Raw genomic sequence first — 23,504 nt, 5'->3', positions numbered from 1 at the left:
TTTTACAAATTTATTCTATCTTTACAATACTTTTTTATCTCATATTTTCAGTTATCAGATACTTTGGCGATAATGATAATTACTGTACTGTATTTACAGTACTTTATCCAAAATTATTTGTGAGAAAGCTTTTTAAGGCTTAATGGCAAAAGTCAGATGAAGAGCAGCGATCGCGAAACTTTCTTACGCGATAATGGTTATAAACTAAGAAAAACTACGTTTTTACATTGTTGTAGCTGTCTCTTTTCATCTTTCAAATATTACTGAAAATATACTTATAATGTTGTACACAAGTTTACGTATTATTACTAGAGTCTTTGCTAATTTACTCTGTAAGCTTTTAGGACAGCCTAGTGTTAGTAATTTAGAAACTCAACTTTATGATAAACAATTTCAACTTCAGCAGCTAGAAGAGCAAGAAAGGGCGCTTTACCGAGTTATTAGCAAAATTAGAGCTTCTCTTGAATTAGAAACAATTTTTCGTACAGCTACTAAAGAAACTTGCAAGTTACTCCGAGTCGAACGGATTGCCGTTTATCGCTTCTATGAAAACTGGGGTGGAGAATTTGTCAGCGACTTTGAGTTTGCAGAGACTGGATGGGATGATGTAGATACATTAGGAAAAAACACAGTTTGGAACGACTCTTATCTACAACAAAATCAAGGTGGACGGTATCGTAATAATGAAGCTTTAGTTGTTTCAGATGTTTACGCAGCAGGCTTATCTCAATGCCATTTAGAAATTTTAGAACAGTTTCATATTCGAGCTTATGCAACTGCATCAATTTTTGTGGGAAAAAACCTGTGGGGAGTGCTTGCAGCTTATCAGCATTCACAGCCACATGAATGGAAACAGTTAGAAATCCAGTTTCTGTCTCAGATTGCAACGCAGTTAGGATTTGCAGTTAAACAAGCAGAATTTTTAGCTCAAGCAGAACAAAAAGCCGCAGAACTGTATAAAGCAAATCAGCAGCAGGATATTCTGTTTAATTTAGTTGCTGAAATTCGTGAATCTCTGAATATAGACACCTTGTTTAAGACTACTGTACGAGAAATTCGTAAGGCTCTCCGCAGCGATCGCGTCAGTATCTTTCGATTTGACCAAGAATCGAACTATACCTCTGGTGAATTTGTCTCCGAGAATGTACTGCCTGACTACGATTCTACGATCGCCATCAAGGTAAAGGATGATTGTTTTGGTAAAAAATATGCAGTTGCTTATCACCAAGGGCGTATACAGGTAGTATCAGATATTTATCAAGCTGGGCTAAAGGATTGCCACATTCAACTGTTAGAGCAATTTCAAATCAAGGCACAAATTGTTGCACCTTTAATGAAAGGAAAAACTTTATGGGGATTACTATGCGTTCATCAGTGCCATTGTTCGCGTGAGTGGAAAAAGTCAGAAATTCAATTTATCCATCAGTTAGCCACTCAATTTAATGTAGCGTTAGAACATTCTGAATTATTAGAGCAATTCCGCTCTCAAGCTAATCAACTTGCTCAAGCAAATCATGCTTTAGAAATAGCAAATTCTCAGCTAGAAAAACTTAGTAAGCTAGATGCTCTAACCCAAATCGCCAACCGTCATTGTTTCGATCAGTTTTTAGACCAGGAATGGAATCGACTAAGACTAAGTGAAAACTATTTATCTTTAATTATATTTGATATTGACTATTTCAAGGATTATAACGATTCTTATGGACATCTAGCTGGGGATGAATGCTTAATACAAGTTGCTCGTGCAGCACAATCTGTATTAAAGCGTCCTACCGATTTACTAGCTCGTTATGGTGGTGAAGAATTTGTTGTAATTTTGCCAAATACGAACGAATCAGGTGCAATTAAAGTAACTAAGTTGATTCAAAAATCTATTCAAGAATTAAAGATTCCCCATAAAAAGAAGAATGATTTTCAATATTTTGTCACCGTCAGTTTAGGTGTTGCAATTCAAAGACCAACAGATAAAAGTTCATCTCAAGATTTAATTAACGCCGCCGACAAAGCTTTATATAAAGCTAAAGAACAAGGACGCAATCGGTGGGTTTGTGCTGCAAAAATCTGAGTCTAGTTCGGATAAGCATTTTTCACTTTCCTTGTGGTCTGGGGAATGGGTTTGCGGGTAAAGGGTAAAGGATGTATTCAAAACCTTTCCCCTTTTCCCTTTGCCCTTTAACCGAACCGTATTGGATTGTGATTTTTCTGCCTCACTCCTAACTCACTTGCGGCTTGATGTAGGCGATCGCTTGTTTCCAAACGGTGGTTTGCTGACTGTTTTCATCAACAATACAGATACACTGCGGATCTTGCCATAAAACCTTTCCTGTCAGTACATCCTGAGTCAGCAGCTTTAACTCAACTGGCGTTGTTTGTTTAATCAGGTTTTGGACTTGTCTAATACTGGGTAAAGTGGTGTCAAATTCGGTAAGCATTTTTAGTAAAGATGAACCTACAAGGCAAAATAAAGAGTAACTAATCCTTGATAATTCATCCTTGAAGAAATGGCAATCGAATTTACTAAGTATCATGGTCTAGGCAACGACTTTATTTTGATTGACAATCGCTCGTCATCTTTGCCTGTAGTGACTCCAGAGCAAGCCATCAAGTTGTGCGATCGCCATTTTGGTATCGGTGCTGATGGTGTAATTTTTGCCTTACCTGGAGAAAACGGCACTGACTACACTATGCGGATTTTTAATTCCGATGGTTCAGAACCAGAAATGTGTGGCAATGGCATTCGCTGTTTAGCTGGCTTTTTGGCAGATTTAGAAGGCGAATCGCGCAATCAAGACTCATATCGCATTCATACTTTGGGTGGTGTAATGACTCCCCAACTCTTAGCTGATGGTCAAGTTAAAGTAGATATGGGTTTACCCAGGTTACTCGCTAGCGAAATTCCTACCACCCTTACACCCGCCCAAGAAAAAGTCATTTCTCAACCGTTAGAGGTAGCGGGGAAAACTTGGGAAGTCACCTGTGTAAATATGGGAAATCCCCACTGCATTACCTTTGTGGAAGATGTCGCAGCAATTGAGTTAGAAAGCATCGGCCCAAAATTTGAGCATCACCCAGTTTTTCCGCAACGCATAAATACCGAATTTATTCAAGTGGTACGCCGTGACTATTTGAAAATGCGGGTGTGGGAACGGGGTGCTGGAATTACCTTAGCTTGCGGGACTGGTGCTTGTGCTTCCTTGGTAGGTGGTGTGCTAACCGGGAAATGCGATCGCACCGCGACTGTAGAATTACCAGGTGGCCCCTTGCAAATTGAATGGTCAGAAATCGACCAACGGATTTACATGACAGGCCCGGCTGAGAAGGTATTCACTGGTAAACTGTAACCAGCTTCTCATTGGCATTACTCAACTATTTCGAGGTTTGTAGTAAGGACTTTAGTGCTTAATAAATCACGACTAAAGTCCTTACTACGAACTTTTTAAGATTCACTTTCTGCTGGAGATTGGATCTGGGGATTAATTTTAGATTGTACAGATTCTTTATTAGAAATTGCGAGATATATACCCCCTAAAATTAGAGCCAACCCTAACAAGTTAAAAATACTTAAGTTTTCTGAGAAAAGTATCCAAGCAAGAATCGCAACAATCACTGGATTGAGTAGTAAAAGTAAAGAGATAAATCCTGATGAGAAATTTTTGAGGCTGTATACAATTAGCCCATGACCCAAAGCTTCGCAAATCGCAGCTAGAGCAAATACTACTAACCACCCCGACAAAGTAACTGGAAAAACTTGTTTTTCTAAGATTAATACTACTGGTATGATCAATGAAGTTGCGATCGCACAGCGCCACAGGAGGATAGCGATCATTGAAAACTTATTGCCGATCTGCTCAATAAGTAAAAAGTTTGCTGCATAAAATATCGATGATATGAGGGCAACAGCATCACCTGTAAAATTATGATTAGAACGCAATAAATCTTCAAATACAACAGAGATCGCACCGATTATAGCTAACATTAGACCGATGATAAATTTGCGTCCAAAAATTTGATTAAAAAATAGCCATCCTCCTAAAGTAGTAAATAACGGATTGAGACTGCCTAAGGCATTAGCATTCGCAGCACCAGTCTGAGTTAGCGCCCAAGTCCAAGATAATCGACCTAATACATGAACTAAACCCACTACGATTAAAAGCACTATCTCTTTGATTGGATAAGGCTGCTGTGGTAATACAGGTTCATCATCTGTAATTTGCGTCCGTGCTTGGTTAATTCCACTCCATAATCCAAAGATAATTGTCGCTATCCATAAGCGATTAAAAAATGTAGCAACAGCGCTCATTTCTCTAACAGCGACTTTAATAAATATTGCAGTTGAAGATAAAGCTAATAAGGCAATTATTACTATGATTATCGGCAGGATTTTTGAAGTTTTATCATTTTCTGGTGTTAGGCTTAATTGATTTTCTGCCATTTAGTTTATATTTATTATACGAACCGCAAAGTGCGCCATCCCACAGCCTCTCGTAGAGAAGGAAGAGTAATTATTTGGGATTACTCAGGTAATAATGCCATAGAAGTCTTGCCGCAACTGCTCGCCACGGTCGCCAGTGCTGTGTCATTTCTTCTAATTGAACTGGTGTTGGACGCGTTGCCAAATTTTTGAGTTTTTGTAGAGCGATCGCGATCGCTAAATCGCCTTTAGGAAAGACATCAGGACGTTGCAGCGCCATGAGCAAATAAATATCAACTGTCCAGTCTCCGATCCCTTTGAGACGCTTTAACTCAGTTCTAATAGTAGTTTCGTCCATTGTTTCCAGCTTGGTTAGATCAAGCTGACCAGTTGCGATCGCCTGAGCCAACCCACGACAGTATAGAATCTTTTGCCGACTAAATCCAATCGCTCTTAATTGAGCATCATCCAATATCAGAAAATTTTCTGGCGTCAGAGTTACAACAACCCCACAGAGTCTTGTAAATACTGCCTTTGCAGCCGCTACAGAAACTTGCTGTTCCAGAATTATACACAACAGCGTTGCAAAACCCGCTTCTCTTGACCATATCGGTGGAGGCCCCAGTGTCTCTAAAATCCGAGCCAAATCGCGATCGAGTTTGGCAAGCACCGTTAAACCACGGGTAAGACTTTCTTCAGTCAGCGATTCTAGTTCAGGAGTTTGAGTCATGTTTGTAAAATTTCGACTCTTGTGTAAGCAGTTTTTGTTTGCGCTCAATTCCCCAGTGATAACCACCAAGACTGCCATCACTCCGCAGCACCCGGTGACATGGTACAATCAGCGCGATCGGATTAGCGCCACAAGCATTACCCACCGCGCGGACTGCTTGGGGTTTGGCTATATTACGGGCGATATCGGCATAAGTGCGGGTTTCGCCATAGGGAATTTTTTGTAATGCTTGCCAAACCTGTTTCTGAAAAGCTGTCCCACGGACATCAAGTGGTAAATCAAGATGCGTTTCACCTCCCGCAATGAAGTCGAGGATTGCTTGTATCCATTCCTTGTGTGTGCGATCGTCACGTATGATGTGCGCTTGGTGAAATTCCTGGTTCAAAACGCGTTCAAGTTTGTTTGCTTCATCACCTAATTTTACGGCGCAGATACCCTTCTCTGTTGTTGCCACAAGCAAATATCCTAGTGGACATGGAGCGATCGCATAGACAATGTTGATTGTTTTTCCAGCTTGTTGGTAAGTTTTTGGCGTCATTCCCAGTTGTTTATGCGCTTTCTCATACAGTTGACTACTTGAACCATACCCCGTATCGTAAACTGCATCAGCAATTTCCTCTCCTTCTTGGAGACGCTGTTTCAATCGTTGGCTACGCAGCGCATCTGCATATTGAAAAGGCGATACACCGATTATCTGCTTGAATATTCTTTGTAGGTAACTCGGACTCATTTCCACCTGAGAGCATAATTCCGACAGGGTGGGGATATGGTCAACTTGTGCTTCAATATATCGACATACTGCTAAGACTTTGGCTGTACTTGGAACTATTTCAAATTGTGGCTGACAGCGCTTACAAGGGCGAAAACCTGCAATTTCAGCATCTTGTATCGACTGGAAAAAACGAACTTGATTCCGATTCGGTCTGCGGCTAGGGCAAATAGGTCGGCAATAAATGCCTGTAGAGCGAACACCATAAAAAAACTTACCTTCAAAAGCGGAGTCTCGATTGAGAACTGCTTGCCAGAAGGTTTCTTCTAAAAGTTGTGTTTGTTGTAATTGCATTCATGTCTCCTTGAATTTATTGCAAAGTATCCTCACCTTAGAGCGTTCATTATTAGTTTTTGGCTTTAGGTAAAACTAGATTAAATGTATCGATAAACTACTTTCTATCTGATTGTTGCGATCAAAGTTGATTATCTCAGTTTTTTTATGTACCAACTTGCTGAACGAGTGTTCACTACTCGATGAAACCGGGAACCTTAAATTAGGTCAACACAACGGAGTTTTTATGAGTGGTGGTATTTACCTGATTCAGGATAATTCTCAATTAGTTGAGATGAAGGAAGAACCCTATGAATCAGAGGATGGGCTACAAAAGCTACTAGCTGACTATCCAAGTTTGTTAGCAGGAGAACAGATAGACAGTGTTGCACCAAGACGCTGGTTGTTAATCTCACGGGAGATAGCAATACCAGATAGCGAAGACAGTGCTGGACGTTGGGCGCTCGATCATTTATTTCTCGATCAAGATGGAATTCCCACTATTGTAGAAGTCAAGCGGAGCAGCGATACCCGAATTCGGCGAGAAGTCGTTGGTCAGATGCTTGACTATGCAGCTAATGCGGTAGTTTATTGGTCGATTGAGAAAATCCGTGCCCAGTTTGAAGCTAATCCCAATGCTGAACAGCTATTAATAGATTTAATTGGCAGCCAAGAGACTGATTTAGAAAAGTTTTGGCAACAAGTCAAAGCCAACTTGCAATTAGGTAAAGTTCGTCTCGTCTTTGTGGCTGATGAAATTCCTGTCGAACTTCAGCGGATAGTCGAGTTTTTAAATCAGCAAATGAGTCCGGCACAGGTATTGGCAGTAGAGATTAAACAATATGTGGGTCAGGGTTTAAAAACTTTGGTTCCTAGAGTGATTGGTCAAACTAAGAAATCTCCCACGTTTCCCCCAGAGAAAAGACAATGGAATGCATCAACTTTCATGAAAGAAGTTGAGACTAAATACAGCCCAAAAGCGGCTCATGTCGCCAGTCAGATTCTAGAATGGGCGACTATTCAAACTTTGCAGATTCAATGGGGTACAGGTAGAAGTCATGGCTCTTTTGTTCCTAAATTTTATTACCAGGGAAAAAATCGCACTTTTTTCCGAGTTTGGAGTAATGCCACTGTGGAAATTTGCGCCTACGAGCCACCATTCAATTTAGAAGATCGTAAAGCAGAACTTCTGACTCGATTTCAGTCTGTTGTAGGAACCTCAATTTCTATTAATCCTTATTGCTGGTATATTCCCTTTTCTGCTCTGAATGATGAAATAGTTCTCAAACAGTTTTTGGAAGTACTGGTCTGGGCTATTCGTGAAATTAAATTATCATAATCTTGTAGGATAGGAGTCAATACTTGTCGGTTAAGGGGAAAAGGGGAAAAGGGAAAGAAAAAACCTTTAACCTTTTCCCCAAATCCAATTCCGACTTAAAAATGCTTAACCGAGCAGTATTGGGATAGGAGTTCTATTTGATTTGTTATAATTACAACCCACATATCCCCGACTTGATAAAATTTGTTGGGGATATTGTTTCTTAGGAATGATTCAAGGTAGGCAATTACTTACCAAATTTCTGCTAAATCTAAAACAAACCCTGGCAAAACATCTTCTCCTGATATAGTTTTAGGGCTTTGTAAAATCTCAACTTCTCGATTAAAACGATAAATTTCTACCTGTTGCTGTCCTCTATTAATTAGCCAGCCTAATCTGGCGCCATTATCGATGTATTCCCTCATTTTGGTTCGTGTTTTTTCTAAGGAATCACTTGGAGACATTAACTCAACCACAAAATCGGGACACAAAGGAGCAAATCTTTCTTTTTCTGCTTCACTTAAAGCATTCCACCGTTCCATTTTTACCCAGGAAGCATCTGGAGAACGCTCTGCACCGTTAGGAAGTTTGAAACCACCAGAAGAGTCGAAGGATTTTCCTAGCTTATTTTGACGACTCCAAGCTCTTAATTGATAAGTTAAATCGGCATTACGGTCACTAGTATTACTCCCTGTAGGTGGCATAATAATTAATTCCCCTGAAGCTGTCCGCTCAAACTTTAAGTCTCGATTATTTTGACAAAGCTGAAAAAATTGCTCGTCAGTCAAGTCGATATTTAATTCGAGGGTAGGAGGTAAACTGACGGTGGTAGTATTCATGCTATCAGTTTGGGTGGAAGCAATATCTCTATTCTAATAGTCTGTCAAGTCAACGATGCTGGGAAATAATTTTGTACTAAGTACTAGGCTTTCGTTAGCTTGATGGACTAATATCGCAATCCTGAATCAAACCCGCAGAAACAAGATCCCTGACTTCATAAAAGTTGTCGGGTATCTGCGGCTTGCAATTCTCAAAAGCTTGGGCCGGAAGTCCTCCCAAAGAGAGACACTAAAGGCGAACGCTAACTCAGCACTCCTGAAATGATTCTCGCCGTAGCAACTGGTTCACCCGATTGGGTGTATGCGATCGCAACATCCAGAACTACCCTGAAAGTAGAGCCACTTTTTCGGCTGTTAGCGATCGCGCTAACAGCTAAAAACTTTCACAATGGCTATGATTGCCTTGAATATTATGCCAATTGCTTATATATCAAAGGGTCTAAGAGTGGATGAAATTGTAAAGTCCCCGTATAAAGTAGAGAATATCACTCTGTTGGAAACAATTGCTGCCAATTTACCAGGAATGATTTTCCAAATTCTGCAACGGCAGGATGGTTCTGTATTTATTCCTTATATTAGTTCTGGTTGTAAATATTTGTATGAATTAGAACCAGAGGCTGTACAGCCAGACTTTCAGGTGTTATGCAAACTGATTTATCCACAAGATATAAAAGCTTTTACAGAATCTATTGCTGTTTGTCGTACTACTCTTACACCTTGGCATTGGGAAAGCCAGATTGTTACGCCTAGTGGCAAACTTAAATGGATTCAAGGTACTTTACAACCCGAATTACAAGCAGCAGGTGATTTTCTTTGGCATGGCTTGGTTATGGATATTACAGACCGAAAACAAGCCCAAGAAAAATTGCAAGAGAGTGAGGCACGGTATAAAGCAATTTTGGATGCTATCCCCGATTTGATGTTTCGCATCAGCCGCGATGGCGAGTATCTAGATTTGAAAAGTGAGGGCGCAAATATCACTCTTTCGAGAGAAGAAATAGTTGGAAAAAATTTGCAAGAGTTATTGCCGAGTGATGTTGCAGCCATTAGCCAAGTAGCGATCGCTAAAACTTTAGATTCTGGAATTTTGCAAACTTGTGAATATCAACTACCAACATCTTTGGGAATCAGAGATTATGAGGCGCGGTTGGTAGTTAGTGGTACAGATGAGGTACTAGCAATTGTCCGAGACATCACAGATCGCAAACAAGGGGAAGTTGCCTTACAAAACCTTGCCCAAAAATTTGCGAAAGCTTTTAGTTGCAGCCCCGATTCAATTACCATTAGCACGCTGCAAGAAGGACGCTTTATCGAAGTTAACGACAGTTTTGTGAATCTTTCAGGTTATGGGCGAGATGAGGCAATTGGTAAAACTTCTTTTGAGTTAAATCTTTGGGTAAACGATCGCGATCGCCTAAACTTAGTGCAAGAGTTGCAAAGCACGGGAGTTGCTCGTAACTTAGAAATTGATTTTCGGCAAAAATCTGGCGAGATAATTACAACGCTCCTGTCAGCCGAAGTCATTGATTTGAATGGTATTCCTGCCATTTTAGCAGTGCATCACGACATTACAGAACGCAAACAAGTAGAAGCACAATTACGCTTTTGTGCCCAACGCGATCGTTTGTTGGCAGAAACCCTAGTAAGAATTCGGTCTTCGCTGAAATTAGAGGAAATTCTTCAAACTACCGTGACGGAAGTCAGACAATTTCTGCAAGCAGATCGAGTTTTCATTGGTTTAAATAATGCTAATTTAGGAGTCAAAACTCTTGCCGAATCAGTAGATCCTCAGTATCCATCAGTCTCAGGTTGGTCTACTAATGATGAAGCTTATCTACAAGAATTAAGAAACTTATTAAAAGATAATCGCGTGCGTGTTGTTGAAGACGTAACGCAAATATCAGCATCTCCCAAAGTAAAAGCACACTGTCAAAAATTCCAAACGAAAGCTAGCTTGGCTGTACCAATTATGCTAGGTGACGAATTATTTGGTGCGTTAATTGCCAATCAATGCTCAGGGCCGCGTCATTGGCAGCCCATAGAAATTGATTTGTTACAGCAAATGTCAGAACAGCTAGCGATCGCGATTCAACAAAGCCAGATATGCCAAAAGCTAGCAGAACTCAACACTAATTTAGAACACCAAGTCCAAGAACGGACAGCACAGTTGCAGCAGAAAATGCAAGAAGTTGAAAATTTGCATCGTGTCAAAGATGTTGTTTTGCACACAGTTGCCCACGATTTACGAACTTCCGTGATGGGTAACTTGATGGTGTTAAAGAATTTGTTAAATCAGGGAGTGGAGAGCAAGGGAGCAAGGGAGCAGGGGAGCAGGGGGGAAATTACAGCAAGTCTTTCTCCTGTGCTTCCCATCCCCTCAGCCCCTCTGCCTCTTTCCCATGCCCAATCTTCAATTCCAATATCTCGCTCAATCATCGAGCGAATGATTCAGGGCAACGATCGCCAACTAACAATGATTAACTCATTGCTAGAAATTAATTCTTGTGAAAAACAGGGTATTGAGATCAAACTCGAACCTCTACAACTTAGTACCCTACTGGGCGAATGTTCCCCCCAGTTGGAACCCATGCTGACACAAAATCAAGCGACTCTGAAAAACTTGGTTCCCGCAGACTTACCATTAGTAATGGCAGATGGGACTCGATTGCAGAAAGTTTTGGTAAATTTGATCGCACATAGCTTGCACAATAATCCGCCAGGATTAAATTTTACCCTCAGCGCCACCGTTGAAGGGGGAATGATTCGCACTCAGATTCAAGATGACGGTGTGATAATGAGTAAAGTAGAGTGCGATCGCCTCTTCGATCTCCATGTCCGCGATCCTCAAGATTGCTGCTCTACAAGCATTGGCTTAAAAATGTATCTTTGTCGGAAAGTTATTAAGGCGCATGGCGGCGAAATCGGGGTTATGAGTAACCGCAAGCGTGGGTTAACTTTCTGGTTTACACTACCTTTGGCAACTTCATCCGCAACAAATCGCCCATAAATCACCAAAAAATGAGAGGGTGTTATTTATGGCAATATAAAACCTCTTGCAAAAGTGCTTTTTGCACTCTTGTGGGAAAAGGTTTTGGTTAAAGGGGAAGGGTTAAATACAAAACCTTTACCCTTTGCCCCTTCCCCTTTTCCCGACTTCTGCAAGAAGTCTATTAAGTAAGGGAAACACCCTCAAGGTATGGGCAAAGTTGCTCGGATGCTAATGGCTACTCCATTGACAACAGTGCAAAGCTGGTGGAGAAAAACCCTTTCTGCACCAATAACAGATGAAATCACTACTCTTTACAGAGCTTGGCGTAACCGTTTCTTGTGGCAGAGATTGCGTTTATGGTTATGGCTGGCGTCAATCTGTCTATTGTCTTTTACTTTGCGAGATATTTACGGTCTGTTTTTTCCTTTTGCAGAGTTGCAGCAACTGCCAGAAGTACTGAGAACTCAGCGCCTGGTAATTAATGTTGCAATGCTTGCAACATTAATTATTTGCTTTGCCTTACATAAAACTAAATTAGGTCGTCATCGTCCAGATTTATTATTTTTAGGGTCTTCTTGGTCAATTAGTTTAGCGTCGCAGTTGTTTGCAACCATCAGAGGTTTCGCACTACCCGATACCATCGGCTGGTCGCTACTGTTCTTGAGCCAAGCTGTGTTGATGCCCGTCTGCTGGATTCTTCACTTGCTCACTCAAGTGAGTGTGCTGATTTACTATTTTGGTGTGAATACTGCACTTGGGCTAAAAACACCAATCCCCGATCACCCAGAAATATATAATGTAACGTTCATTTTATACATTTTCTGGTTTTGTACTATATGTGACATCGGTGTTTATCTGTACGATCGCCTGCAACGTTCTGAATTTTTCGCCCGCCAAGAACTAGAATCTGCCTACCAAAAACTCAAGGTTGCCGAAGCTAAATATCGCAGCATTTTTGAAAACGCCGTTGAAGGAATTTTTCAAAGCAGTCCCGATGGACATTACATTACGGCAAATCCTGCTTTAGCGAGGATTTATGGCTACTCCTTAGTAGACGAGGTGACAGCAAATTTCACTGATATTGAACAATTGTACGTTGAACCGAACCGCCGAGCAGAATTTGTGCGCCTAATGGAAAAGCATGGCAGCGTTTCCGATTTCGAGTCCCAAATTTATCGTCGGGATGGGAGTATTGTCTGGATTTCCGAAAAAGCCTACGAAGTCCGTGACGAACAGGGGAAACTGCTTTACTACGAAGGTTTAATTGAAGACATTACCCAGCGCAAGCAAACTGAAGAAGAACTACGAGTATTTTTCCATGCAGTTTCCCACGACTTACGCAACCCAGTACTGGGTACTTTAATGGTGTTGAAGAATTTGCTTGCCCGTTCAGAGGAAAATATTGCGATTTCCCGCTCAATTTTAGAGCGGATGATTCAAAGTAGCGATCGCCAACTTAATTTGATTAATTCGTTGATGGAAACTCATATCAGTGAGGTACAAGGTGTTGTCTTACAACGTCAACCCGTACAATTACTGGCAGTTGTCGAAGCTGCGATCGCTGATTTAGAGCCATTACTAGCACAAAATAAAGCCAAGCTGACAAATCTGGTATCCGCAGATTTGCCATTAGTGAATGCCGATCCAACGCAACTATGGCGAGTTTTTTCTAACTTAATCGTCAACGCTCTGAAACATAATCCCCCTGGTTTGCTCTTGACAATTAACGCTACCCGTGAAGGTGAAATGATTTATTGTACTGTTAGTGATAACGGCGTGGGCATTAGTCAACAACAAAGCGATCGGCTTTTTGACCTTTACTTTCGGGGTACAAGCATCGGCAATTCTGTAAGTTTGGGATTAGGATTGTATCTGTGTAAGCAAATCATCCATGCTCACGGCGGCAAAATCGGTGTAAACAGTGAATTGAATGCAGGGGCAACATTTTGGTTTACCTTACCAATTAGTAGCCCACAGGATGAAGTTGCTAATTAAACCTTTTTGTTATCAAAAATATTTTTTTAAATTTGCTATTATTCAGGAAAAAATAAACGGATAGAACAACAAAATCCGGGTAAAAGTGGCGATGTTATTTCATCATCACCTAACAAAGTAGCAACTAAAACCAACTGTGCTTTTTCTCGCCGATAAACTTCGACTTGTTTAGTAAACCGATCGACAATCCAATACTCTCGCACGCCTTGAACTGAATAAAGTTTCAGTTTTGCTTCTTTGTCTCGAAGTTCGTTTTGTTTACCTGGGGATAAAACCTCTACTACTAACTCTGGTGCGCCTGTCAAATGTCCCGCTTAATCTTCAATTTGCCCTAGTCGTTCTCGACTTACCCAAACTACATCTGGTATGACGCTATCTGCTTGCGAAAAAATCACTCCTGGAGCCACAATTGTTTCCCCTAAACCACTCGAATCTGACCAAAAATCGAGTTGTCGAGCAATTTTTACACAAGCTTGTTGATGACGGCGGTGAGGAGTGGGAGTCACAAAAAGTTCTCTATTAATAATTTCATAGCGCGTCCACTCGTTTTCGGGTAGAACCTCTAAATCGTGAATTGTCCAGCGTACTCCCTCAACGGCTTGGTTCATGATTATCCCCGTTTGGCTCGTTGCCTTTGTTTAATTTTATGTTTTCTTCCAACAAGGCAGATATTGTATTTAAATTAAAACCATAATAAAAAGCAAAAGTTCAGGCAAAACTCTGTATGCTGACATTTACCCAACTTAAACCACCTAATTATGATGCCGCTGTTACTTTTACTTTGGCGCTAACAGCAGAAGAACGCACCCGCAGTCGTCATCGCTTTGAAACTGAAGATGGTAAGGTTGTGTTTTTACATTTACCCAGAGGAACTGTTTTACACGATGGCGATATTCTCCAAGAAGAAACCCATAGTAGTTTAATCAGAATTACTGCCAAACCAGAACTAGTAATGACTGCTTTTGCCCAAACATCACTTTTATTGTTACGGGCGGCATACCATCTAGGAAATCGCCATGTACCTGTAGAAATTACTCCGACTTATTTACGCTTGTCTTCAGATTCGGTTTTACGCACTATGTTAGAACAATTGGGGTTAGAAGTTAAAGAGGAAATTTTACCGTTTCAGCCAGAATTAGGAGCTTATGGACAACACCATCATGCTCACTAATAGTCATCTTTTGAGTATTTTGCAGCTGGCTAGTCCCGCTTTACCTGTAGGAGCATATAGTTATTCTGAAGGTTTGGAAATGCTGGTGGAAAATGGTACGATCGCTAACCACACACATCTCAAAGATTGGTTAACAGCAGAGTTGCTCTATGGGGCAATTCGATTAGAGGCAGCAGTAATGGTACGATCGCAGCAAACTACAAAAATGGGTGATATTGATTCGCTATGCCGTTGGAATCTGTGGTTATCGGCTGCTAGGGAAACAGAAGAATTACGCGCCTCTAGTTGGCAAATGGGGCGATCGCTCATCCAATTACTTGGTAAACTAGAACCGCAGATTATGCCTATTGCCAATGCTGTAGGTAATCCTTGCAATTATGCGATCGCTTTTGGTATTGCCGTTGCCCATTGGCAAATCAGTATCCAAGCCGCATTACTCGCATATCTGCACAGTTGGGCAAGTAATTTGATTACTGCTGGCGTAAAACTTATCCCCCTTGGACAAACAGCAGGACAGCAGTTATTGCTAGATTTGCAACCATTACTCAGTGCTGCGGCATTAGAAATTCTCACGTTGGAGGACGATGAACTCGCCTGTTGTAGTTGGGGTTTGTCGCTGGCAAGTATGCAGCATGAAACGCAGTATACAAGGTTGTTTAGGAGTTAGTCATTTGTCATTGGTCATTAGACCTCTTGGCATTTGTGCTTTTTGCAAGAGGGGGAAAAAGGGTAAAGGTTAAAGGGGAAGGGGACAATACAGAACCTTTTCCCTTCCCTTTTTGCCGACTTATGCAAGAAGTCTATTAGTCAAAAACTAATTCCCGATAACCATGTACCAAACAACAGTGACTAAGAAAAAATGACAAAGGACAAATAAAAATGAATGCATTTAGAGTGGGAGTTGCTGGCCCGGTGGGTTCGGGAAAGACGGCTTTGGTAGATGCTTTGTGTAAGGGATTGCGCGAGCAGTATCAGATTGCGGTGGTGACGAATGATATTTATACTCAGGAGGATGCTCAGTTTTTAGTGCGTTCTCAGGCGTTGGCAAGCGATCGCATTTTGGGTGTAGAGACTGGTGGTTGTCCCCATACTGCTATCCGCGAAGATGCTTCGATGAATTTGGCGGCAATTGAACAGTTAGAAGAACGTTTTATTGATTTGGATTTGGTATTTTTGGAAAGTGGCGGCGATAACTTAGCTGCTACCTTTAGTCCAGAATTGGTAGATTTAACAATTTATGTCATTGATGTTGCAGCTGGCGATAAAATTCCCCGCAAAGGTGGCCCCGGTATTACCAAGTCTGATTTGTTGGTGATTAACAAAATTGATCTAGCACCTTATGTTGGTGCAAATTTAAGTGTGATGGAACGAGATGCTAAAAAAATGCGCGGTGATAAACCTTTTATTTTTACTAATTTGAAAACTCAGTCTGGACTTGCAGATGTAATTAACTTTGTTTGCACAAATATCTGTTAAAAAAGAATTCAGGAGCCAGAATAAAGAGAACTAAATCTGCATCTTGAGCGAAAGTGCAAAAACGTCGTTTATATCATGTCCGCTTGGTTACTTATTAAACCTCAAGAACCCCACTCCGCCAAAGCTACGCTTAGTCTCTCCTCCCGTTGGTAATTATTCATTACCTGCATCTTTCTTCACAAACAGACAAAATACTTAAAATCAGACCGAAACGGTTGATAGGTATAGTCTTGAGAGAAAGTATAGTTGCGGCTAATGGTATATCGTGCAAAAATGGGCAGAGTCAGAATTGCAACAAGCGGACATGATATAAAATGTTGAGGTAAAAGGGAATTATTTATCTGATAATCCTGGCCTTGTGGGCTGTTGTTCGGAGTTAATAAATTCAGTCTTAGGTGGTTTTCCTATTGTATTAGGAGGTTGTTTTTTTGTTTTGGGTTGTGGGTTATTATTCTCGCTCATCTTAATTTATCTCCTTAATAGCTTTAATTATTTGGCTGTTTTCAAATTTATTGCTTGGAGCTAGTCAAGCAAAAAATTCAGTGAACACAGTCACTTTGTGTCCTGATGATTATGACTTCAAGCGGTGTCATCTCAATTCCGTAATCCTGTTGAAAATTTTGCTCCATTCTACTTGAAAACTATTTTTGCAGCCAGACTGATATTGAACCACCATGATATGGGAAATTTCCCTCCCATGTTCCACCACTGCCCTTATAAGCTGGCGGCAGCCATAAGGCAGTGAAACTTCGACTAGCTAGCTGTTTTATCCTGCTTGTCCCATAATCAAGCATCATTGGAGATGTACCAATGGTAATACTGCATTATTACGCCATTAGTCATGCGATCGCCTTTGTAGAATCTTTGACTTTACAGATTTTTGTCAGAAATCTCTAATGCTGGGATATGTTACTTTTGTTACACAAACTAACTTCACCCGAATTTATTTAGGTTTCAATCATGACTTCACAAAGAGCAATTACGAGTTACTGGAATGGGATAATTGCTGATTTGCCTTGACAAGGTTAGTGAACTCCTGCAAAATTCGATGATACTTTTCTTCAGCTATCGAGAATAAATCGTTATGATTTGCCTCTTCAACCCACAGATAAAGTTTTGGGGATGTTGCAGCATTAAACAATTTTTCTCCATGAGTAAAAGGGATTATGCTATCTGCTTTCCCATGAATCACCAATATCGGACATTTGACTTTTTTGATCTTGTGCAGATTGGGAAACTTATCAAAAGGTAAAATCCGAAAAGGTACTATTACTTGAAAAGCGGAAATAAACGAACTTTCAATAATTAAACCAGCTACTGGTTTCTGCATTGCTAAATTGACCGCCGAACCACCGCCAACTGAACGCCCCAAAACTATAATTTTTTCAGGTGGGATTTTTAAATTTTGGGTCAAATAATTGTAAGCGCTATTGATATCTTCGTATGCATGACTTTCTGTTGGCTTTCCTTGACTTGTACCATAACCGCGATAATCAAAAGCAAATACACTAAAACCCCATGCGTGTAATTTTTCTAGGATCGGTTTGATATCTCCTAAATCTTCAGAATTACCATGAGAATAAAGAATAGTGTATTTAGCTTGATTGTTCAATAAGTAAGTAGCTGAGATATTAGTATCTTTCCCACTTTTTAACTTCAGAATTGTTGGGTCGTCCTGATAGCTAGAAGGTTGAGACAAAAAAATCATGCTATCTGCCCGAAAATATACGAATACAGCAAAAAATATATAGGTAAAGATTAAAGATTTAACCAATCGTTGCCAAGTCAAATCACCAATTAGCAGTTTTATAACTTGCTGTTTATCCATTAGTTTTTATTTATTGGGTAAAACTTTATTTCCAGGTTTCCCGATTTCTGATGTTTCCTAACTACAACTAATACAACTTCATCAAACTTCATGCCAACTTTGTCACAAATGAGTAATTTACTTAACCCAGATTTTTGAGCCAATACCAACAAACACTGTGATATTCCCTAATCCTAGATGGCAATGGTTAGTGTTGTATAAATTACAGTTACCAAAACTGAAACGGTTATCAAATCCCAAGCTGCTCAGGACTATTCTGAGTAAATAGTCAAATGTGACAGAAAAAATTTAGTGTGAGGATTTAGCTATGTCTTACCCGATTCCGTCCAAAATGTGGCAGCGAGTCAGTATTGTAATATTGTTTTTATTGATACCGTCTGTAGGAATTGCGATTTTACGCCAGTCTGCTACGGTTGCAGTTCCAGCTAATCAGACTCCTGCCAGTTCTACCCCAAAAACTTCCATTCTACCCAATTACCCTGACTACCAAGCACTCCAGGCATTGGTAAAACAGTATAGTTGTGTCGTTCCCGTCCAAAATTTTGGCACTCTTCCTGTAACCAGGACTGAGTTTGCCACAGTCTTGAATTCCTGTGTGAATCGGAGCAATGAGCTAATAGCGACTGATCCCAAGATCGTTACCCCAGCAGATATGAAAATTCTGCAACGCTTGCAGTCAGAATTTGCACCGGAGTTAGCAACCTTAAAAAGTCCCATAGATGAATTGGAAGCTCGTAGTCCCATCACTTTGAATCAGCCTACCAGAGAACGTATTCAAACTGAGTCTAACCAAAAGACTCAAGCTGTACCCACAGCCCTACCCCTTAGTATTCCGTCTGGCTCATCTGTGCAGGATCGAGTTGCTAACCGTGCGAATATGCCTAAACTCCAAAGTGGCAGTATTGGAAGGGTTGCCCCGGAACCTCAAATAGGTAGCGGATTCAATACAGAAAACTACAACCGGATTGAAGATAATCCCTTTCATCGCGTCGGTAACGATCCCCTTTCTACCTTTTCCATTGATGTAGATACAGCATCTTATAGCAACGTGCGACGGTTTATTACTCAAGGAGAATTACCACCCAAAGATGCAGTACGAATTGAGGAATTGATCAATTATTTTACCTACAATTATCCCCAACCAAAAGGCGATCGCCCTTTTTCCGTCACCACTGAAGTTGCTGCTGCCCCCTGGAATCCTCAACACAAGCTGGTACAGGTAGGTTTGCAAGGTAAACGCCCAGAAAGCAAAACCTTACCACCGAGCAACTTAGTATTTCTGATTGATGTTTCCGGTTCTATGGATGACCCGGATAAATTACCCTTAGTGCAACAGTCGCTCAAATTGTTGGTGAATCAACTGCGTCCTGAAGACCGAGTAAGTTTGGTAGTTTATGCGGGGAATGCTGGATTGGTGTTACCTGCTACTCCTGGTAGTCAAAAATCAACAATTTTGGCGGCGATTGACCGCTTAAAGGCTGGAGGCTCCACTGCTGGCGGTCAGGGCATCGAACTAGCTTACAAGATAGCCAAAGAAAACTTCCTCAAATCTGGTAATAACAGAGTCATTTTAGCTACCGATGGAGATTTTAACGTCGGGGTTTCCAGTGATGGCGACCTGACGCGATTAATTGAACAAAAGCGAGAGCAAGGAATTTTCCTGACGGTGTTGGGATTTGGCACAGGCAATTATAAAGATGGAAAAATGGAACAACTGGCTGATAAGGGTAACGGCAACTACGCTTACATCGATACCCTATTGGAAGCCAAAAAGGTTTTAGTTAACGATCTCAGGGGAACTCTATTTACTATTGCCAAAGATGTGAAAATTCAGGTGGAGTTTAATCCGGCGAAAGTTCAGGCATATCGCTTAATTGGTTACGAAAATCGTCTGCTGCAAAACCAGGATTTCAATGATGACAAGAAAGATGCAGGGGATATTGGGGCTGGTCATTCTGTGACAGCGCTTTATGAAATAATTCCCACTGGTACCAAAAGCGATGTGAAACTCCCAGAGATAGACCCTTTGCGGTATCAGCGTTCTGGTGAAACTGTCTCGGATGCTGCTGGTAATGAGTTAATGCAGGTGAAACTTCGCTATAAGTTGCCCCAAGATAGCACCAGTCAACTAATTACCCAAACCATCCAAGATAATGATTTGAGAACCGACCAGATACCCTCCACAAACCTGAGATTTGCTGCTGCGGTAGCGACCTTTGGGATGGTGTTGCGTGACTCTGAGTATAAGGGAGATGCTAGTTATGATTTGGTGATGAAATTGGCAACCCAAGGGAAGGGAGAAGATCAAGAAGGCTATCGGGGTGAGTTTATTCGCTTAGTGGAGCAATCTAGAGAGTTGATTACAAAAAAATGATTTTAGACCATAAATGAGACGGGGAGTAGGGAGTGGTGTAGTTCAATTACTTGAAAACCGTTGTAATATCTTGGGGAGATTCACAATCTACAAAAGAGCGATCGCTCTCCACTGTATTAGATATCTGCAATAAATACAGCAATTTAATTTCAGAAGAGAGCATTGCATATCTGCGAGATGTTTTGCGATCGCTGCTACTAGTCTGGCAAGTCAACAATGCTTGGTGAGACATCCGGATATAACCGTCCCATTTTCTTACGTGCATCCGTAATTTTAAAGCGCCAATTTACACTTGCTTTACTAGAATTGCGATCGCTCTGCCAAGAAGCGATTTCTTGAGATAGTGTTTGAACGTCAGCAATTCGTCTTTCTAAGCATTGACGTGCTAAAACGGATAACTCAATCTCAACTTGATTTAGCCAACTCCCATGCTTAGGCGTGTAGTGAAATTCTAGTTTTTGGACAATTCGACGTGCTTCTTCTGGTGGAAAGAATTCGTACAAAGCAGCTGGATTATGTGTGTTGAGGTTATCAACTACCAGACGAATTGATTCGGCTTGTGGACAATGAATATCTACTAAATTCTTCATTTGTAAAGCGAAATCTTTTTTCGTTCTCTGTTGTGTAACCTCAATATGCCGCCAACCTTTATGAGGTTCAAAAATTGCAAATAAATTGACACTCCCATTGCGTTTATACTCGTAGTCATAACGAAGAGGTTGCTCTGGTTCAGGTGGTAACGGTTCTCTAATATCCTCTAATAAAGGATATGGGCGTTCATCGAAACAAATTACTGGATGTTTTGGGTCATCTGGTTGGCTATATAAATCTAGTAAATCTTCCATCCGTAAAACATACTCGGCATCTACTTTGGGAATGCACCATTGTTCCTTTAACCAAGGTTTAATTTCGTTTTTTTTAAATAGGAACGAACAGTTTCTTTAGAAACTGAATCTACGATGTTTAAACTTACTATGCGCTCTGCTAATAGTTTCATCGTCCAACGATTTCTTCCTGATGGTGCTTTAGAACAAGCTGTTGCAATCAGAAATGCTTGTTGTTCACCATCTAATTTTCGTTGTTTTGGTGGATGAGGCCGGTCTTGTACAGCTAATTCAATTCCTCCCTCTACGTATCTCGCACGAGTACGCTCTACGGTTGAAACGTGTACTCTTAGACATTCTGCGATCGCTTTGTCAATTTCTCCCTCCCATGCCATCAACAGTATATGGGCGCGAGTCATACTCCTTGCTTTACTCTTGCCTGTTTTGATTAGCGATCGCAGTTTTTCTACTTCTTCTTTACTCAAATTTACTGTATACTTCTTTGCCATGATGTTACCCGCAGCCACACTTCAAATAGCTTATCAAAAATCTGTCTCACCAAGCATTGTTGACTTGCCAGACTACTAGCTGTTACGCAGTACAACTATATTGCCCAAACGGGCATTTTATTTCTTGGATTTCCCTTAAGTGGGGACTTGACATGATTCAATAGTACATTTAACCTAGTAATTAATTAACCATTAGGTTAAATAAAAAATGTCTAACGAACAACTGAGTCTTACCTTTGCTGCCCTAGCCGATCCTACACGGCGTGCAATTCTGGCTCACCTCGCCAAAGGTGAGGCATCGGTAAGTGAGTTAGCCAAGCCTTTTAAGATGAGTCTTCCTGCAATTTCAAAGCATCTCAAGGTGCTAGAGCGTGCCGGACTGATTGTGCGGGGTCGCGAAGCTCAATGGCGACCATGCCAGATTCAAGCACAGCCGCTCAAAGAAGCGGCGGATTGGATTGAGCAATATCGTCAATTGTGGGAACAGAGGCTCTCTAGGCTTGATGATTACCTGCACGAATTACAAACTCAGGAGAAACAAAATGAGCAACATTGAGGATGACACTGATGCTCAATCTCAACGTGAGATCGTCATTACTCGCATCTTGAAAGCGCCGCGCGAAGTTGTGTTCCAAGCATGGACTGACCCCAAACACATAACGCAGTGGTGGGGGCCAAAAGGTTTCACAACCCGTGTGATTGAGATGGATCTGCGTCCAGGCGGGAAATGGCGCTACGTGATGACTGGCCCAGACGGCAGGGAGTACCCGGCCAAAGGTGTTTTTCGCGAAATCGTACCCTTTGAGAGGATTGTTACCACTGATGAATTTGATCAAGGCTTTGAAAAAGTCGTAAATGCTGATTTACCAAAGGGAATGGTTGTAACAGCCATTTTCGAGGATTTAGATGGCAATACCAAACTCACACTCCAGATTATGCATGAGTCTATTGAGGATCGGCGTAAGCATGAACAGATGGGTGCGATCGAAGGGTGGAACTCCACTTTTGACTGCCTAGATGAGTTTTTGGCGAAAGCTTGAGTTTCTCTTACTAGGGATGAGGTTTGTATGTTTATCTTCATCAAGCCGAGAAAAAGTTGATGCGATGGTTGCTCCCTGCTCTTGCCGCCGGTGGAGCAACCTACAATGAACCACAAGACCACAGTTTTATGAGCCTCTCACCGATGGACTCTGGAGAAGCTGCACAGAGCAGCAATCGCGATGTTTAATCTCAAAAAGACTTCACGGCATCTTACTGAGGGATTAATACTCGATCGATAACATGAATCACACCATTATCTGCTGACACATCCGGTGTGACAACTGTTGCATCATTTACCTTAACACCATTATTAGAATCAATTTTGAGGTCTGTTCCCTGGGTTGTTGTTACCTCGGACAACTGTGCCAAATCTACTGCAACAATTTTTTGAGCTACTACGTGATACTCTAGAACTTTTCTTAACTCAATCACATCTTCAAGTAATGCTTCTACAGTACCAGATGGCAGTTTAGAAAATGCCTCATCTGTTGGTGCAAATACGGTAAATGGGCCGGAACCTTTGAGCGCTGTGTCCAAACCAGCAGTTGTAATTGCTGTTACCAAAGTGTTGAAAGTACCTGCATTGATTGCAGTATCTATAATATCTGGCATTGAGTTTTACCTTAATTGTCAAAAAACTTGATACTTAGAGGTTTACCACACTTGAGTATCTAGAAAATATAAACCTACGCTAGATGCAATTGAAGAGTAAATGTACTTGTCGCACTTTTTGAAGCGATCGCTACTGGGGTGAGTTTTTCCGAGATACTGACATTCAAGTAATTCTTGATAACGTGCCGATGCGTTACAGCCAGCGCTTTAAACTCCAGCATCTTTTCATCAGACCCCCGCAACTGAACGTCTGGTGTAAGAAACTGCAACAGATTCAAATTTTCGAGTAACAGTACAGCAGGTAATAACAGCTATTTGCCTAAAAAACCTTCGATTGACATTTAC

The 23,504-nt window shown here is 41.1% G+C and carries 23 protein-coding genes and 1 pseudogene; 14 read left to right on the top strand and 10 right to left on the bottom strand.

Annotated features, from left to right (window positions below; translation table 11 throughout):
- Positions 1-280 precede the first annotated feature (280 nt).
- Entirely contained in the window at positions 281-2,065 is a 1,785-nt protein-coding gene (locus tag V7K45_RS03990; protein ID WP_335000601.1) for a diguanylate cyclase domain-containing protein, read from the top strand.
- A gap of 148 nt (positions 2,066-2,213) precedes the next feature.
- Here V7K45_RS03990 and V7K45_RS03985 read toward each other — a convergent pair whose 3' ends face one another.
- The gene (locus V7K45_RS03985; RefSeq protein WP_335000599.1) at positions 2,214-2,432 is read right to left on the bottom strand and encodes an Hfq-related RNA-binding protein; all 219 of its coding nucleotides are present in this window, start codon (positions 2,430-2,432) and stop codon (positions 2,214-2,216) included.
- A gap of 69 nt (positions 2,433-2,501) precedes the next feature.
- Between V7K45_RS03985 and dapF the strand changes: the two genes are divergently transcribed.
- Positions 2,502-3,341 (top strand): diaminopimelate epimerase, encoded by an 840-nt coding sequence (gene dapF, locus V7K45_RS03980; RefSeq protein WP_335000597.1) that lies wholly within the window; start codon positions 2,502-2,504, stop codon positions 3,339-3,341.
- Between the two features lie 95 nt (positions 3,342-3,436).
- Here the strand turns inward: dapF and V7K45_RS03975 are convergent, their stop codons facing one another.
- The 3 genes from V7K45_RS03975 to ada form a co-directional block, all read right to left on the bottom strand.
- The gene (locus V7K45_RS03975; protein WP_335000595.1) at positions 3,437-4,432 is read right to left on the bottom strand and encodes a DMT family transporter; all 996 of its coding nucleotides are present in this window, start codon (positions 4,430-4,432) and stop codon (positions 3,437-3,439) included.
- Between the two features lie 70 nt (positions 4,433-4,502).
- Positions 4,503-5,141, bottom strand: a complete 639-nt coding sequence (locus V7K45_RS03970; protein WP_335000593.1) for a DNA-3-methyladenine glycosylase family protein — start codon at positions 5,139-5,141, stop codon at positions 4,503-4,505.
- On the bottom strand, positions 5,125-6,204 hold the full coding sequence (gene ada / locus V7K45_RS03965) for a bifunctional DNA-binding transcriptional regulator/O6-methylguanine-DNA methyltransferase Ada (protein ID WP_335000591.1): 1,080 nt from the start codon (positions 6,202-6,204) through the stop codon (positions 5,125-5,127). Before ada ends, V7K45_RS03970 begins: the two co-directional genes overlap by 17 nt.
- A 226-nt stretch (positions 6,205-6,430) precedes the next feature.
- Here ada and V7K45_RS03960 point away from each other — a divergent pair, with 226 nt between their 5' ends.
- Positions 6,431-7,522, top strand: a complete 1,092-nt coding sequence (locus V7K45_RS03960; protein ID WP_335000589.1) for a hypothetical protein — start codon at positions 6,431-6,433, stop codon at positions 7,520-7,522.
- 230 nt (positions 7,523-7,752) lie between these two features.
- On the opposite strand, the gene V7K45_RS03955 is transcribed toward V7K45_RS03960, so the two are convergent.
- Positions 7,753-8,340, bottom strand: a complete 588-nt coding sequence (locus V7K45_RS03955) for a Uma2 family endonuclease (protein ID WP_335000587.1) — start codon at positions 8,338-8,340, stop codon at positions 7,753-7,755.
- A 261-nt stretch (positions 8,341-8,601) separates the two neighbouring features.
- On the opposite strand from V7K45_RS03955, the gene V7K45_RS03950 reads away from it, so the two are divergent.
- The 3 genes from V7K45_RS03950 to V7K45_RS03940 all read left to right on the top strand — a co-directional run bounded on the left by V7K45_RS03950 (position 8,602) and on the right by V7K45_RS03940 (position 13,324).
- A complete protein-coding gene (locus V7K45_RS03950) occupies positions 8,602-8,793 on the top strand; it encodes a hypothetical protein (protein ID WP_335000585.1) in 192 nt (63 codons plus the stop codon).
- On the top strand, positions 8,786-11,347 hold the full coding sequence (locus V7K45_RS03945) for a sensor histidine kinase (RefSeq protein WP_335000583.1): 2,562 nt from the start codon (positions 8,786-8,788) through the stop codon (positions 11,345-11,347). The genes V7K45_RS03950 and V7K45_RS03945 overlap by 8 nt, the downstream gene beginning before the upstream one ends.
- Positions 11,348-11,560: 213 nt before the next feature.
- On the top strand, positions 11,561-13,324 hold the full coding sequence (locus tag V7K45_RS03940; protein ID WP_442941955.1) for a PAS domain-containing sensor histidine kinase: 1,764 nt from the start codon (positions 11,561-11,563) through the stop codon (positions 13,322-13,324).
- A gap of 38 nt (positions 13,325-13,362) precedes the next feature.
- On the opposite strand, the pseudogene V7K45_RS03935 reads toward V7K45_RS03940, so the two are convergent.
- Positions 13,363-13,932, bottom strand: a pseudogene (locus V7K45_RS03935) (Uma2 family endonuclease).
- Positions 13,933-14,048: 116 nt separating this feature from the next.
- Here V7K45_RS03935 and ureE point away from each other — a divergent pair.
- From ureE to ureG, 3 genes are all read left to right on the top strand, one after another.
- Positions 14,049-14,495, top strand: coding sequence for an urease accessory protein UreE (ureE, locus tag V7K45_RS03930; protein WP_335000579.1), 447 nt, complete (start codon positions 14,049-14,051; stop codon positions 14,493-14,495).
- Positions 14,470-15,162 (top strand): urease accessory protein UreF, encoded by a 693-nt coding sequence (locus V7K45_RS03925; RefSeq protein ID WP_335000577.1) that lies wholly within the window; start codon positions 14,470-14,472, stop codon positions 15,160-15,162. The genes ureE and V7K45_RS03925 overlap by 26 nt, the downstream gene beginning before the upstream one ends.
- A gap of 212 nt (positions 15,163-15,374) precedes the next feature.
- Complete coding sequence (ureG, locus tag V7K45_RS03920) at positions 15,375-15,971, top strand: urease accessory protein UreG (RefSeq protein ID WP_335000575.1); 597 nt, start codon at positions 15,375-15,377, stop codon at positions 15,969-15,971.
- A gap of 979 nt (positions 15,972-16,950) precedes the next feature.
- Here ureG and V7K45_RS03915 read toward each other — a convergent pair.
- Entirely contained in the window at positions 16,951-17,799 is an 849-nt protein-coding gene (locus V7K45_RS03915) for an alpha/beta hydrolase (protein ID WP_335000573.1), read from the bottom strand.
- A 307-nt stretch (positions 17,800-18,106) separates the two neighbouring features.
- Here V7K45_RS03915 and V7K45_RS03910 point away from each other — a divergent pair, with 307 nt between their 5' ends.
- Positions 18,107-20,173 (top strand): vWA domain-containing protein, encoded by a 2,067-nt coding sequence (locus V7K45_RS03910; protein ID WP_335000571.1) that lies wholly within the window; start codon positions 18,107-18,109, stop codon positions 20,171-20,173.
- Positions 20,174-20,223: 50 nt separating this feature from the next.
- Positions 20,224-20,400: a hypothetical protein gene (locus V7K45_RS03905; RefSeq protein ID WP_335000569.1), complete on the top strand. Its 177-nt coding sequence runs from the start codon at positions 20,224-20,226 to the stop codon at positions 20,398-20,400.
- Here V7K45_RS03905 and V7K45_RS03900 read toward each other — a convergent pair.
- A protein-coding gene (locus V7K45_RS03900) for an IS630 family transposase (RefSeq protein ID WP_335000501.1) occupies positions 20,371-21,506 on the bottom strand; the annotation gives its coding sequence in 2 pieces (ribosomal slippage) (positions 20,371-21,086 and positions 21,086-21,506; 1,137 coding nt in all). The genes V7K45_RS03905 and V7K45_RS03900 overlap by 30 nt on opposite strands.
- Before the next feature lie 208 nt (positions 21,507-21,714).
- Between V7K45_RS03900 and V7K45_RS03895 the strand changes: the two genes are divergently transcribed.
- Genes V7K45_RS03895 through V7K45_RS03885 form a run of 3 tightly spaced genes read left to right on the top strand, consistent with a single transcriptional unit; the run spans position 21,715 to position 22,734 of the window.
- Positions 21,715-22,062 carry an ArsR/SmtB family transcription factor gene (locus tag V7K45_RS03895; RefSeq protein ID WP_335000567.1) on the top strand — a complete coding sequence of 116 codons (348 nt, stop codon included), beginning with the start codon at positions 21,715-21,717 and terminating at the stop codon, positions 22,060-22,062.
- Entirely contained in the window at positions 22,049-22,546 is a 498-nt protein-coding gene (locus tag V7K45_RS03890; protein WP_335000565.1) for an SRPBCC domain-containing protein, read from the top strand. The genes V7K45_RS03895 and V7K45_RS03890 overlap by 14 nt, the downstream gene beginning before the upstream one ends.
- Before the next feature lie 23 nt (positions 22,547-22,569).
- Entirely contained in the window at positions 22,570-22,734 is a 165-nt protein-coding gene (locus V7K45_RS03885) for a hypothetical protein (protein WP_335000563.1), read from the top strand.
- A gap of 23 nt (positions 22,735-22,757) precedes the next feature.
- Here the strand turns inward: V7K45_RS03885 and V7K45_RS03880 are convergent, their stop codons facing one another.
- Positions 22,758-23,159 carry a fasciclin domain-containing protein gene (locus V7K45_RS03880; RefSeq protein ID WP_335000561.1) on the bottom strand — a complete coding sequence of 134 codons (402 nt, stop codon included), beginning with the start codon at positions 23,157-23,159 and terminating at the stop codon, positions 22,758-22,760.
- Positions 23,160-23,233: 74 nt separating this feature from the next.
- The gene (locus V7K45_RS03875) at positions 23,234-23,437 is read right to left on the bottom strand and encodes a hypothetical protein (protein WP_335000559.1); all 204 of its coding nucleotides are present in this window, start codon (positions 23,435-23,437) and stop codon (positions 23,234-23,236) included.
- Positions 23,438-23,504 lie beyond the last annotated feature (67 nt).

The organism is Nostoc sp. (assembly GCF_036917375.1).
Classification (GTDB): domain Bacteria; phylum Cyanobacteriota; class Cyanobacteriia; order Cyanobacteriales; family Nostocaceae; genus Nostoc.
The sequence above is the reverse complement of the archived record's forward strand: the minus strand, read 5'-3'. Positions and strand labels throughout refer to the sequence as shown.